This is a genomic window from Peribacillus sp. NPDC097295, from assembly GCF_044761665.1.
In the GTDB taxonomy this organism is placed as follows: domain Bacteria; phylum Bacillota; class Bacilli; order Bacillales; family DSM-1321; genus Peribacillus.
The window spans coordinates 1-13,903 of the sequence record NZ_JBIWCW010000002.1; the positions used below are offsets into that span (position 1 = coordinate 1).

At 39.1% G+C, this 13,903-nt stretch carries 12 protein-coding genes; 4 read left to right on the forward strand and 8 right to left on the reverse strand.

The annotated features are described in order from the left end of the window. Nucleotides 1-312: 312 nt before the first annotated feature. The 8 genes from ACIQXN_RS03275 to dnaA all read right to left on the reverse strand — a co-directional run bounded on the left by ACIQXN_RS03275 (nucleotide 313) and on the right by dnaA (nucleotide 10,781). Nucleotides 313-1,380, reverse strand: a complete 1,068-nt coding sequence (locus ACIQXN_RS03275; RefSeq protein WP_402961750.1) for an HD-GYP domain-containing protein — start codon at nucleotides 1,378-1,380, stop codon at nucleotides 313-315. A gap of 261 nt (nucleotides 1,381-1,641) precedes the next feature. Beyond that, nucleotides 1,642-4,197: a DNA gyrase subunit A gene (gene gyrA, locus ACIQXN_RS03280; protein ID WP_402961752.1), complete on the reverse strand. Its 2,556-nt coding sequence runs from the start codon at nucleotides 4,195-4,197 to the stop codon at nucleotides 1,642-1,644. Between the two features lie 96 nt (nucleotides 4,198-4,293). Then, nucleotides 4,294-6,219: a DNA topoisomerase (ATP-hydrolyzing) subunit B gene (gyrB, locus tag ACIQXN_RS03285; protein WP_402963291.1), complete on the reverse strand. Its 1,926-nt coding sequence runs from the start codon at nucleotides 6,217-6,219 to the stop codon at nucleotides 4,294-4,296. 76 nt (nucleotides 6,220-6,295) lie between these two features. Further along, nucleotides 6,296-6,547 (reverse strand): extracellular matrix regulator RemB, encoded by a 252-nt coding sequence (gene remB / locus ACIQXN_RS03290; RefSeq protein ID WP_402961754.1) that lies wholly within the window; start codon nucleotides 6,545-6,547, stop codon nucleotides 6,296-6,298. A 12-nt stretch (nucleotides 6,548-6,559) separates the two neighbouring features. Next, nucleotides 6,560-7,678, reverse strand: a complete 1,119-nt coding sequence (recF, locus tag ACIQXN_RS03295; RefSeq protein ID WP_402961756.1) for a DNA replication/repair protein RecF — start codon at nucleotides 7,676-7,678, stop codon at nucleotides 6,560-6,562. Between the two features lie 21 nt (nucleotides 7,679-7,699). Continuing rightward, nucleotides 7,700-7,912 carry a S4 domain-containing protein YaaA gene (gene yaaA, locus ACIQXN_RS03300; RefSeq protein WP_402961758.1) on the reverse strand — a complete coding sequence of 71 codons (213 nt, stop codon included), beginning with the start codon at nucleotides 7,910-7,912 and terminating at the stop codon, nucleotides 7,700-7,702. Between the two features lie 191 nt (nucleotides 7,913-8,103). Continuing rightward, nucleotides 8,104-9,240 (reverse strand): DNA polymerase III subunit beta, encoded by a 1,137-nt coding sequence (gene dnaN / locus ACIQXN_RS03305; RefSeq protein WP_402961760.1) that lies wholly within the window; start codon nucleotides 9,238-9,240, stop codon nucleotides 8,104-8,106. A gap of 191 nt (nucleotides 9,241-9,431) precedes the next feature. Then, nucleotides 9,432-10,781 carry a chromosomal replication initiator protein DnaA gene (dnaA, locus tag ACIQXN_RS03310; RefSeq protein ID WP_402869917.1) on the reverse strand — a complete coding sequence of 450 codons (1,350 nt, stop codon included), beginning with the start codon at nucleotides 10,779-10,781 and terminating at the stop codon, nucleotides 9,432-9,434. Between the two features lie 932 nt (nucleotides 10,782-11,713). On the opposite strand from dnaA, the gene rpmH reads away from it, so the two are divergent. The 4 genes from rpmH to jag all read left to right on the forward strand — a co-directional run bounded on the left by rpmH (nucleotide 11,714) and on the right by jag (nucleotide 13,867). After that, nucleotides 11,714-11,848, forward strand: coding sequence for a 50S ribosomal protein L34 (gene rpmH, locus ACIQXN_RS03315; protein ID WP_402869919.1), 135 nt, complete (start codon nucleotides 11,714-11,716; stop codon nucleotides 11,846-11,848). Nucleotides 11,849-11,928: 80 nt separating this feature from the next. Continuing rightward, nucleotides 11,929-12,285, forward strand: coding sequence for a ribonuclease P protein component (rnpA, locus tag ACIQXN_RS03320; RefSeq protein ID WP_402961762.1), 357 nt, complete (start codon nucleotides 11,929-11,931; stop codon nucleotides 12,283-12,285). 176 nt (nucleotides 12,286-12,461) lie between these two features. Beyond that, a complete protein-coding gene (spoIIIJ, locus tag ACIQXN_RS03325) occupies nucleotides 12,462-13,250 on the forward strand; it encodes a YidC family membrane integrase SpoIIIJ (RefSeq protein WP_402961764.1) in 789 nt (262 codons plus the stop codon). After that, complete coding sequence (gene jag, locus ACIQXN_RS03330) at nucleotides 13,247-13,867, forward strand: RNA-binding cell elongation regulator Jag/EloR (RefSeq protein ID WP_402961767.1); 621 nt, start codon at nucleotides 13,247-13,249, stop codon at nucleotides 13,865-13,867. The genes spoIIIJ and jag overlap by 4 nt, the downstream gene beginning before the upstream one ends. Nucleotides 13,868-13,903: the final 36 nt, after the last annotated feature.

Sequence of the window (13,903 nt, forward strand, 5' to 3'; positions counted from 1 at the left end):
GAAATGTTTGACTTGCTCATTTTGCTTTTTTAATAGTGTGTGCTCACTCAAAATTTACGTTGGCGCTTTGTTTTGTTCAGTTTTCAAAGAGCAATAAACATTCGCCCTGAAGCGACTTTAATAATATATCAAATATATTATCTCTTGTCAACAACTTTTTTATCTCGCTTGTCGACTTAATTAGTATATCTATTATAGCTAATAAATGCAAGTGTTATTTCAAAATAAAAAAAAGAATTCTATTTCATCTCCAGTCGGCTTCTATTTTAGCCAAAGAGGCTTACCCAGTTAATCTAGCAAGCTTCCTCTGACTCATAAGATTTCTTCTATATATAACTCTCTATTTACTCCTAAATTAATTATTTCCCCGCTATCATGTAATTGAACAAGTGGCCTAGTTTGTGAGTTCGCATCAATAAATATTATCCCGGCCCTGGAACCATTGTTCAGTTTGACATTGCTACCGATAGAAAAACTAGAAAAGCCATCTAATAACGCTTGAACGACTGTGATGTCGAATTTCCCAAAATTATCATGCATTATCATCTCTATAACTTTAAATGGCGATTGCTTTTTCCTATAGACTCTTTCGGATGTCATAGCATGAAAAACATCTGCCACTGCTATTATTTTCGAAAACAGGTGCATGGTTTTGGTGCGTATTTTCTGGGGATACCCACTTCCATCCAACCTCCCATGGTGCTCTAGTACCGCTAACTTCACACTATCCGTAATGACGGTACTATCTTTGATCATTTGGTAACTGAAAATAGGATGATTCTGAATCTCCTGATGTTCTTCCAACGTTAAAGTTGTGGTTTTATTGAGAATACCTGGTGATAATTTTGCCATCCCAGAGTCTGCTAAACATCCGCCAAGGGCTACTTGATAGACATCCGGTAACTGACATTTCATTTTAAATGCAATGAATGCTCCTATTAAGCCGATTGATATTGCATGGTGATAGACATAATCTTCTTTAGTACTGTAATGATGGAGTTTTAGGATATCACTTGGTTCTTCCAGAGCTTTATCGACCAGAGGAATTAGGAACGAACGGACTAGAGCCACTTCAACCTTACTTCCTGCCTGCCAATTTTTAAAAAGCTGCTTATAGGTTTGTACGGTTTTTAAATATTGGGTGGTAAAATTAGAGATATCCTCTATATCTTCCAGTTCATTATCAATGATTTCCTTCGGAAGAAATTTTTCTCCATCAATCAATATCTTTTCAACGCTAACCTCTTCTATCAAAAATACCTGGAGGACTTCTATCAACTCTGAAGTCAATACCGTTTTTTCATTCATGATGGGTTGACTCGCATATCCCTTAACATCTTTTGAAAGTATGCAACCTTCAATCAAAAATTTAGTTTTCACCAGCAAAACTGCTCACCTCTGTAACAGTGATTTAATGTAGTTTATTTTACTAGTAAAATATGGAGTTGACCATCTTTATTTATGATTAAATACCTATATTTTTTCTTTATTTTAGGATTATATCTATCGAAATCAAGATATAACACAACAAAAAGCCTATTTCTTTGTACCTAATATCTTATTTCCCCTTTCTTTTTATTGCTTGATTTCCATAAAAAAAGATCCCAGCATAATTAGCTGAGATCCTTCTTGGATTAATTTTTATTCTTCCGAGTCTGATTCACTCTCATCCTTCACTACATTTTCTGCATTTTCTACCGAATCTGCAACAGGAGCATTTTCTTCCATACTTTCTATTGGTTCCTCAAATTCTTCTTCTTCTTCACGTCCAACAATGGCAACCGTCGAAACATATTCATTATCTGAAGATTCAAGACGGATAAGCTTAACACCCTGTGTATTACGACCCGTTTTGGAAATTCCTTCAACTTCCATACGAATCAATACGCCAGCAGCCGTAATCAGCATTAAGTCCTCTTCTTCTCCTGTCACGGTTTTAACGGCAATAAGCTCACCATTTTTCTCAGTGACATTACACGTTTTGATTCCTTTACCGCCCCGGCTTTGGATACGGTATTCCTCGGCATTTGTCCTTTTACCATAACCATTTTTCGTAACGATCAAGACTTCTTCATTTTCTTCCAAGATTTCCATACCGATTACTTCATCGGAAGCTCGTAAGGAAATACCTTTTACACCAGCAGCGGTACGCCCCATTGTGCGGACATCCGTTTCTGGGAAACGAATCATCATCCCAGCTTTTGTTCCGATGATAATTTGTTTCTCTCCATTCGTAAGTCGTACGGAAATCAGTTCGTCGTCCTCGCGAAGGCCTACAGCAATCAAACCATTATTCCGGATATTGGCGAAAGATGATAGTGGCGTACGCTTGGATATCCCGTGCCTTGTTGTAAAGAATAGATACCAATCACTAGCAAATTCCTTTACCGGGATGATTGCATTGACCCACTCACCTTTATCAACTTCTAACAAGTTGATAAGTGGCAGCCCTTTTGCTGTACGTCCATATTCGGGTATTTCATATCCTTTAGTTCGATAGACTTTCCCTTTATTGGTAAAGAATAATAATGTATCGTGGGTCGAAGTCGTTAATAGATGATCGACAAAGTCATCAGCATTCGTACCCATACCCTGTATGCCTCGTCCACCGCGTTTTTGACTACGGTACGTAGTTGCAGGCAAGCGTTTGATATAGCCGTTATGGGTCAGTGTCACGATAATGTTTTCCTCTGGGATTAAATCTTCATCCTCTAGGCTCTCAAATCCTACTAATGTGATTTCAGTTCTCCGTTTATCATTAAAGCGGTCTTTAATTTCAAGAAGCTCTTCACGAATAATTTCAAGAACCTTTTCATCATTGGCAAGAACCGATTTATATTCTGCGATTAACGCCATTAACGTTTGGTATTCCTCTTCGATTTTTTCCCTTTCCAAACCAGTTAAGCGCTGTAGACGCATATCTAAAATAGCTTGGGCTTGTTTTTCCGAAAGCGAAAATTGTGTCATTAGCCCTTCACGAGCTAACTCGGTGGTTTGCGAACCACGAATTAATGTAATGACGGCATCCAAATTATCGAGAGCAACGCGCAACCCTTCTAATATGTGTGCACGAGCTTCCGCTTTTCTTAATTCGAATTCCGTTCTACGCCGAATGACGATTTTTTGATGTTCTAAATAGTGATAGAGGCATTCCTTTAAGTTCAGGACTTTAGGTTGTCCATCAACCAAAGCAAGTAGGTTGATTCCAAAGGTCGTCTGCATAGCGGTATGCTTGTAAAGATTATTTAAAAGGACATTTGCATTTACGTCCTTCCGAAGTTCCATGACAATACGCATGCCGTTACGATCTGATTCGTCCCTTAAATCGGTAATTCCCTCGATTTTCTTATCACGGGCAAGCTCGGCTATTTTTTCAATCAACCTTGCCTTGTTCACTTGATAAGGTATTTCGTTAACAACGATGACTTGCTTACCATTGGATTTCTCTTCGATTTCCACTCTAGCCCTCTGAATGATAGAGCCTTTTCCAGTTTCGTAGGCTTTTCTAATGCCACTACGTCCCAATATCAGGCCGGCAGTCGGGAAATCCGGTCCAGGAATGTATTCCATCAACTCTGGAATCGTGATTTCAGGATTTTTACTTAAAGCCAGCACACCATCTATAATCTCCCCTAATTGGTGAGGTGGTATATTGGTAGCCATTCCGACTGCTATCCCAGATGAACCATTCACTAAAAGGTTAGGGAAACGTGCTGGCATTACAGCAGGTTCTCTCTCTGAACCATCATAGTTATCTTGGTAGTCAACCGTATCTTTATTTAAATCCCGAAGCAGTTCCATGGAAATCTTCGACATTCTCGCTTCTGTATAACGCATGGCGGCCGCTTGGTCACCATCGACCGAACCGAAATTCCCGTGGCCATCAACTAGCATATAGCGATAATTAAAAGGCTGTGCCATCCGGACCATCGTTTCATACACTGCAGAATCACCATGCGGGTGATACTTACCAATTACTTCACCGACGATACGGGCGGATTTTTTAAATGGTTTATCCGAAGTCATTCCCAGGTCATTCATTGCATAAAGGATTCTTCTGTGGACCGGTTTCAAACCGTCCCTTACATCAGGCAAAGCCCGAGAAACGATAACACTCATTGCATAATCCAAAAATGACGTTCGCATCTCGGTACTTATATTTATTTCTTTTACACCTGATCTTTCATTTTCTGACATGGAGCCAACCTCCTATATAAAGCTTTTACTCTCATTTTTCAAACTGATCGTGCACTATGTAAAAGAACAGGACATATCCTCATCCTGTCAAAAAAATCAAATATCTAGATTTTTTACATAAATCGCATTTTCTTCAATGAAGTTACGTCGCGGCTCTACCTTGTCTCCCATCAACATCTCGAAAGTTTCATCTGCCTCGGCAGCGTCTTTCAAACTAACTTGGAGCAGTGTTCTTGTATCTGGGCTCATGGTTGTATCCCATAGTTGCTCTGGATTCATTTCCCCCAACCCTTTATAACGCTGCATGTTAGGCTTCGGAGTGCTTGGCAGGTTTGCCAAGATTTGTTCAAGCTCCCGGTCATTATAGGCATAGTCCACTTTTTTCCCCTGTTGAATTTTGAAAAGAGGTGGCTGGGCGATATAAATATAACCATACTCGATAATTTTTCTCATATAGCGGTAGAAGAATGTCAGCATTAACGTTCTGATATGGGCACCATCTACATCGGCATCGGTCATGATGACTATTTTATGGTATCTTGCTTTCTCAATGTTAAATTCATCACCGATACCCGTTCCAAGTGCTGTAATAATCGTACCAATTTCCTCGTTATGAAGAATTCGATCCAAACGGGCTTTCTCTACGTTTAGAATTTTACCTCTTAGTGGCAAAATAGCTTGGAAATGACGGTCACGACCTTGTTTAGCAGAACCTCCCGCCGAGTTTCCTTCCACGATATACAGTTCGCTGATACTTGGGTCCTTCGAGGAACAATCTGCTAGTTTCCCTGGTAGATTGGAGACCTCCAAGGCACTTTTTCTTCTTGTTAACTCACGGGCTTTCTTGGCAGCCATCCGTGCTCTTGCAGCCATAAGTCCTTTATCAATGATTTTTCTGGCAACGGAAGGATTTTCGTATAAGAAAGAGTCCAACCTTTCTGAAAGAATGGAATCCGTAACGGTTCTTACCTCGGAATTACCCAGTTTGGTTTTTGTTTGTCCTTCGAATTGCGGTTCAGGATGCTTAATGGAAATGATGGCCGTTAGACCTTCACGCACATCTTCACCTGAAAAATTGGAGTCCGCTTCTTTTAACAGGCTATTTTTCCGGGCATAATCATTAATCACTCGGGTCAATGCAGTCTTGAAGCCTGATTCATGCGTACCGCCTTCATACGTATGAATATTATTCGCAAAAGAAAAGACGTTACTGATATAGCTATCATTGTATTGTAAAGCTAACTCGACAGTAATGCCGTCCCGCTCACCTTCCATGAAGATTGGCTCCTCATGTAGCACTTGTTTTGAACGGTTCAAATGCTCCACGTAAGACTTAATGCCGCCCTCATAGTGGAATTCCTTAATTTTTTCTTCTTCTTCACGCTTGTCTTCTATGACCAGTTTCAAGCCTTTATTCAAGAATGCTAGCTCACGAATACGAGTGGCTAATGTATCGAAGTCATATTCCAAGGATTCCGTGAAGATTTCTGAATCCGGTATGAAATGGACCGTCGTGCCCGTATGATCGGTTTCGCCTATAACCTTCAGATCTTCTTTAGGTACGCCCCGATTAAATTGCTGATAATGTATTTTTCCATCGCGATGAACAAATACTTCTAAAACAGTCGAAAGGGCATTTACGACTGAGGCACCTACGCCATGCAGACCTCCGGAAACCTTATAGCCTCCGCCGCCAAATTTCCCACCAGCATGAAGGACCGTCATGATGACCTCTACGGCAGGACGTCCCATTTTTTCGTGGATACCTACTGGAATACCACGGCCATTATCGACAACGGTAATACTGTTGTCTGCTTCGATCGTGACTTTGATTTCATCACAAAAACCTGCTAGCGCTTCATCAATACTATTATCGACAATTTCCCAAACAAGATGGTGAAGTCCTTTTGCAGACGTGGTACCGATATACATGCCGGGACGCTTACGTACTGCTTCTAAGCCTTCTAAAACCTGTATCTGATTCTCATCGTATGCCTGAGCTTGTACTTCTTTTTGTTCCATTGTCATACGTATCACCTACACTTTTCTTTTGGCATTTATCACTTTTAAAGGATTACTCTAAACATCTATAAAGCATTTATTCATCGATTAATGACGGTGACTGCTGTGAGCGCCTTTTCAGCGTGACTGAGGCAAGCGGCGAATAATAAACCTGCTTTTCTGTCACTACAATCGATTTAACCGAGTTTTTTGTTAAATGAGAGATTGCATCTACCCTTTTCTCCAAGAATTCATCGAATATCGGAGAAGATTGAAGCATCTTTTTATCTAGAATAGCTATGATATCGTCCGTTTTCACAAGAATATCCTCACCAATATGGAGATACATGCCTTCACCTCGTTATTTAACCTTGTTTATACTGCCTTCACTCACATAAAAGGTGGACGCTTCTCTTAGGGTTTGGTGATCGATTCCGTCAACAGAAGGAGTCGTCACAAATGTCTGCACTTTTCCTTGTATCGTATTTAGCAAGTGAGATTGACGGTAATCGTCAAGTTCGGATAACACATCATCCAATAATAAAATCGGATATTCTCCGATTTCTTCATGAATCAATTCAATTTCAGCAAGTTTCAAGGAAAGAGCAGTCGTACGCTGTTGCCCCTGGGAACCATAGGTCTGAACATCACGGTCATTCACATAAAATATCAAGTCATCCCGATGAGGTCCTATCAGTGTTACGCCCCGTTCAATTTCTCTTGCTTTTATTTTATCAAATTTTTCTGTGTATACTTCTATTATTTTCGTCAAAATCATGGATTCTGATACATCAAGCGACGGTTTATATTGGATTTTCAATACTTCTAAATTCCTGGAGATACCTGAATGAATCGGCTCAGCCCATTGCTGAAGCTTGGAAAGAAAGTGAAACCTTCTTTCGACAATTTTCGCTGCATACTGAATAATCTGGTCAGTTAATACACCCAGCATCGCCTCATCCTTTTGTTTACGGGTCTGCAGAAGTTTTAAGTAATGATTTCTTTGTTGAAGTATTTTATGATATTGGCTCATATCATGAAGGTATACGGGAGAAACCTGGCCAATTTCCATATCTATAAAACGGCGTCTGACTTGAGGACTTCCCTTTACGAGATTAAGGTCCTCAGGAGCAAACATGACCACATTCATATTGCCGACATACTGACTTAATTTCCTTTGCTCAATATGGTTACATTTCGCCTTTTTACCTTTTTTTGAAATGGTCAGCTCGAGTGGGATTGATGTATTTCTTTTTCTTACTCTGCCTTCTATTTTAGCATACTCTTCATCCCAGCGAATAAGTTCTTTATCATTTGAAGTCCTGTGGGATTTTGCCATCGCTAAAACAAAAATGGATTCCATGACATTTGTTTTGCCTTGAGCATTTTCCCCAAGGATAACATTGACCTTATTTTCAAAGGTAAGGTCTAATTCGGTATAGTTGCGGTAGTTTTTCAAGCTTATATTTTCAATATACATGATCCGCTCTTCCCTTATGTTTTAGCTTGTTATCGTGAAGGTGCCGAATTCAGGAATTTCTATCTTATCCCCTGATCGTAACTTTCTTCCTCGTCTCACGTCTAATTCGCCGTTAATGAAAACTTCATATTCACTTAAAAACCATTTTGACATTCCGCCGCTTTGAATTAAATCGGCTACTTTCAAGAATTGTCCTAGTGTGATATATTCCGTGTTTATTTTTATTGAGTCCATTCGGTGCCTCACTCATTTCTAAGTAGTCTGTAATACTTTATTTTACTAAATAAATCGGATTAAGACAAAGTAAAGCTTTTGTACATCCTTTTTTTTACAGGTGACCCTCCTGAGAAGTCCACGGTATTTATATATTTTAAAAAAAATTAAAGACCCGCTAATCAGGTCTTTAATTTTTCGAACATATTATTTTAATAAGTTCTTACAGGCAGAATCAATTGGAGCATGGATTCATCATGTAGCGGTCGAATAACGAATGGACGCATAGCCCCGGTGAAATTGATTTTAATGTCCGTTCCTTCCAAAGCCTTCAAGGCATCCATGACAAATTTTGCACTGAAGGATATTTTTAAATCTTCCCCTTCAATGGCTTCAGCTTGTACTTCTTCACTTACTTTACCTATTTCCGGTGTATTGGAAGATACCTCAATAATGCGGCCTTCAACGGTTGTTAACTTAACCACATTATTTCTTCCTTCTCTAGCTAATAAAGAGGCCCGGTCAATCGCTTGCAAGAAATCTTTCGTGTGGACTATCACATCTGTTTTGCTATCCGTAGGGATCAATCGGGAAGTATCTGGGTAGTTCCCTTCTAGTAGACGCGAGAAGAACAATAAATTTTCTGCTTTGAATAAAACTTGGTTATCCGTTATGACGATTTCGATAAGTTCGTTCGTATCATCAAGGATTTTACTCAATTCACTCAGGCTTTTCCCAGGAATGACGACACTATAGGCTCCATTAATTTTATTTTCTATTTTCGCTGTCCTCATGGCCAACCTGTGACTATCTGTTGCAATACAGGTTAGTTCGTCATTTTCGACCCTCAAGTTTACACCTGTTAAGATAGGTCGTGTTTCTGAGGTGGACACTGCAAACCCGGTTTGACGAATCAGGGTTTTTAAAAGGTCTGTGGGAAGTTTAAAGATATTTTCTTCTTCGATGATCGGTAAATGAGGATATTCTTCAGGATCCAGTCCATTTAGGTTGAATTCCGCTTTACCAGATCGAATAATGGTTTGGAAATTATTTTGAACTTCTATTTCTACAGTATCCATCGGCAACTTTTTGACAATTTCACTGAAAAAGCGAGCATTTAAGACAATGCCTCCGCTGCTTTTCACTTCAACAATCTCATCACCATCTACCTCGGCTGGAATGAATGATTGAATGGAAATATCAGAGTCACTTCCCGTTAATGTAACGCCTTCTGTTGTAACGCTTATTTTTATCCCCGTTAAAATAGGAATCGTGGTTCTTGACGTGACAGCTTTCATTACTTCTTGGACACTATGAACTAATCGATCTCTTTGAATTACGAATCTCATGTTCCATCCTCCAATTTTAATTGCCAAAACGGGCATTTTATTAATATTTTTATTTAAAAAAGATAGTAGTAATAGTAGTAGGTCTTGTGGATATGTGGATAAGTGGGTTTAGCCTAAGATAAAACAGTCTATCCACATGTGGACAGACTGTGTGTAAGTAGTCATCAGTTATACACATTATCCCGTAACCATTATACCTTTAACTGATCCTGGATTTCTTTAACCTGACGTTGAAGCTGGGTATCCGTTTGCATGAGCTTCGATATCTTTTCATGGGCATGGATTACGGTCGTATGGTCCCGTCCCCCAAACTCATCGCCTATTTTAGGTAAGGAGAAATCAGTCATCTCCCGGGAAAGGTACATGGCGATCTGTCTTGGAAAGGCAACGGATTTAGTTCGCTTCTTCGCCTTGAAGTCCTCTAATTTCACGCTGTAATGTTCACCGACTGTTTTTTGAATTTCTAAAATCGTGATTATTTTAGGTTTTGAGCTAGGGATGATGTCTTTTAACGCTTCAGCTGCCAAATCAGCATTGATATCTTTATTAATTAACGAAGAATAAGCGACAACACGAATAAGTGCACCTTCGAGCTCCCTTATATTCGAATCGATTTGATTGGCGATATAAAGCATGACTTCATTCGGGATATCAAGTCCCTCTGCTTTTGCCTTCTTACGTAAAATGGCAATCCGAGTTTCTAAATCAGGTGGTGTAATATCCGTTATTAAACCCCATTCAAAGCGGGAACGGAGCCGATCTTCGAGTGTGGGAATCTCTTTGGGTGGGCGATCACTCGAGATGACGATCTGCTTACTTTCCTCATGCAAGGCGTTGAATGTATGGAAAAACTCTTCTTGAGTTTGTTCTTTTCCTGCTAAGAACTGAATATCATCAATTAATAAGACATCAACAGTCCGGTACCTATCTCGAAATTCTCCTGCCTTGTTGTCCCGGATTGAGTTGATGAACTCGTTCGTGAATTTTTCAGATGACAAATAAACAACTTTGGCCTTCGGGTTATGCTCTAATACATAATGACCGATGGCATGCATTAAATGAGTTTTACCAAGTCCTACTCCTCCATAGATGAATAAAGGGTTATAGGCTTTAGCAGGTGCTTCTGCGACAGCGAGAGACGCAGCATGGGCAAAACGATTGCCGGAGCCAATGACAAACGTATCAAAAGTATTTTTTGAATTCAGCATGTGCTGTGGAAATGGATTGTTTTCCTTATCCTGTTTTTTAATCTTCTTGGGCTGAACAGGAGCGGAAAAGTCATCATCTTCCTGATTGGGAGGAATAATAAATTTCGCTTCCAATTCCTCACCCGTTAGTTCAAATAAAACATCGGAAATGAGGTGTGAATAGCGTTCCTCGAGCCAGTCCCTAGCAAATTCATTGGGAGCGGTGACTGTTAAAATATCACCTTGAAGTAAATAAGCTTTAGTAGATTTAAGCCAAGTTTCAAAGCTTGGTTTACTGATTTTCTTTTCAATTTTTCCGAGTGCCTGATTCCAGAGGCTATCGATGTTATCCAAACTTATCCCTCCTTTGCAAAATATTTTTCTATAGTATTAAAAGGTCTAGGCACAAATAAACTCATCGATTGCTGTCTTTAAAATAAATTGGGACAGCAAAGGTTCGGTGAGCTGTATAAGGGATATTGGATGTCACAAAAAGTTGGGTCCCTGGAACTATATCGCGCATTGTACAACCTTTGTATAAATAGCATCCAGTAATAAGATGCAGGTCCGCATGTTTATTCATCAACAGGTATTTCTAGAAATATATAATAAGAAGAAAAAAGGGTTTTCGACAATATCCACTGGTTGTGGACAGATTAATATTCACAGGTTGAATAAACTATCCACAAGTTATGCACAGTCTGTGGATAACCGACATATGTTGATAAAGTTATTCAGAGTGAAAACACAAATATAATATCAGATATTTGAACGTGTTGCAATGACTTAGTAAACTTTATCCACAACTCAATAGGCCTGTGGGAAAAACTTTTCCACAGGCTGCTTTTTTGTGCAAAACTACACGAAACGGGCTGTGGATAGAAAAAAACGTGTCGAATTTTATCCACAGTTGGATGTTCAAAGTTGAGATCATAGAAAATAATTTATAGAAGGACTGGCTGTAAAGCCTGCTGTATACCATCCTCCAAACGCATTTCCCCATTTTGCAGCTCATTTGTTTTTGTCGATTCGTTACCTGCATGGTAAAGTAGTAAAAAGAGGGACGATCTGAAGGGTGAATTTCAAGAAAAATTCCTTCTGACCAAAAATTTCTATATCAGTTATAGGCAAAATCATTTACAATAAGCTAGGTAGTACAAAAAGACCCACTGGACATTAAGCAAAAAAAGAAATATTTTTTTAGATGTGGTTGACAAGTTGAAACCAACATCTATATAATTGTAAAGACTGTCTTTAACTGTTATTCCTCAGGGAGGTGTCATATAATGAAAAGAACTTATCAACCGAATAATCGCAAACATAGTAAAGTTCACGGTTTCCGTGCACGTATGAGCACGAAAAACGGACGTAACGTAATCGCAGCACGTCGCCGTAAAGGTAGAAAAGTACTATCTGCATAGACCACTGAAAAGTCTCAGTGGTTTTTTTTCGCAGAATAAAGGATTTACTGAGACTCAATTCATTCAATGAAGGTGTAAAGATGAAAAAAAAGTTAAGGATAAAGAAAGAGGACGAATTCCAGCTTGTTTTTAAAAAGGGAGAATCCTCTGCTAATCGACAATTCGTTATCTATGTCCTTCAAAAGCCCGAACAGGATCATTTCCGAATCGGTCTCTCTGTCAGTAAAAAAATTGGCAATGCCGTTGTTCGGAATCAGATTAAAAGGTACATAAGGCAAGCTTTCCTGGAATTGAAAGAAGATATAGATGAGGGAAAAGACTATATTGTGATTGCTAGAAAACCCGCTGCAGAAATGGATTTCACTCAAGTGAAGAGCAGTTTGATTCATGTCCTGAAACGTTCTAAATCGTTAAACTTTAATATAAAAAAAAGATAATGCTTCATTAATGCCAAAAATGCCAAAAAAAACTCCTGTTTTCGACATAGTTAGATATGATGCTTTGAAAAATAGAATTTCACGTTAATGAGTGGATGACTTTTCCTTGTAGTTCACTTGTGATCAGGTTACATTTATTCAAAAAAAGATTGATTGAAGTTAGGAGGAAAAAACGGTTGAAGAAACGAATATTACTCATCATTGGTTTAGCTTCCATAATGATGTTGCTATCAGGGTGTACGGAGATTAAAGAACCGATAACGGCAGATAGTGAAGGGTTCTGGAATTCATATATTGTCTATCCGTTATCATCCCTCATTATTTATATTTCTGAATTATTTGGCGGAAGCTATGGTTGGGGAATCATTGTTGTTACCTTGATCATACGTTTGATATTACTTCCACTTATGATTAAACAGGTGAAAAGCTCAAAGGCAATGCAAGCCATTCAACCAGAATTGAAAGAACTTCAAGCAAAATACAGCTCAAAAGACGCTGCCACACAACAAAAACTACAGCAAGAAACAATGGCGTTATTTTCAAAATATAATGTGAATCCATTGGCCGGATGTTTACCAATCGTGGTTCAAATGCCTATTTTAATTGGTTTTTACCATGCAATCAGCCGTACGCATGAGATTTCTCTTCATAGTTTTCTCTGGTTTGATTTAGGTTCTCCAGATCCTTATTATATCTTGCCGATCGTTGCTGGTATTACTACCTTCATTCAACAAAAGTTATCAATGACGGGTATGAACTCAAATCCTCAAATGGCGGCACAAATGACGATGATGCTTTACATCATGCCAGTCATGATTGTTATTTTTGCAATTAATTTCCCGGCTGCTCTTTCACTTTATTGGGTAGTAGGTAACCTTTTCGGCATCGTTCAAACGTATTTCATCAAAGGTCCAGATCTTAGAAAAGCAGCTGCGAAAAACGCGGAGGGAGCAAAGAAAAAGTGAAAAAGATAACTGCTACAGGACAATCTGTCGAAGAAGCAGTAAATTCAGCTTTAGCTCAACTTAACAGCACAAGAGATCGCGTGGATATAGAAATTGAAGATGAAGGAAAAAAAGGATTTTTAGGTTTGTTCGGAGCAAGGCAAGCAATCGTCCATGTGACATTGCCTGCCGATCCGGTTGAAGAATCACTGAAATTCCTGCAGGATATCACTCGGGAAATGGGAGTTAAGGCGGAAGTTTCCATCCAACGCCAGGGTAAGAACGTAACGTTCCAATTGTCAGGTGAAAAAATTGCATTATTGATTGGTAAAAGGGGCCAAACTTTAAATTCCCTTCAGTATTTAACACAACTAGTTGCCAATCGTTACTCGAAGCAGTATTTGAATGTGACTGTGGATGCAGAGGATTATCGCAACCGTCGTACGGATACTTTAATCCTATTAGCTGAAAGAATGGCTAATAAATCCCTGAAAACTGGTAAAACTGTTGCATTGGAACCCATGCCATCCTATGAACGGAAGATCATTCATAAGGCACTTCTTCGTTACCCGAAAATCAAGACCACTTCAAATGGTACAGAGCCATTTCGCCATTTGGTCATCACTCCGATTAAATGAACCTTCTGCTTTTTAAGCGAAGGTTTTTTTTTGTTC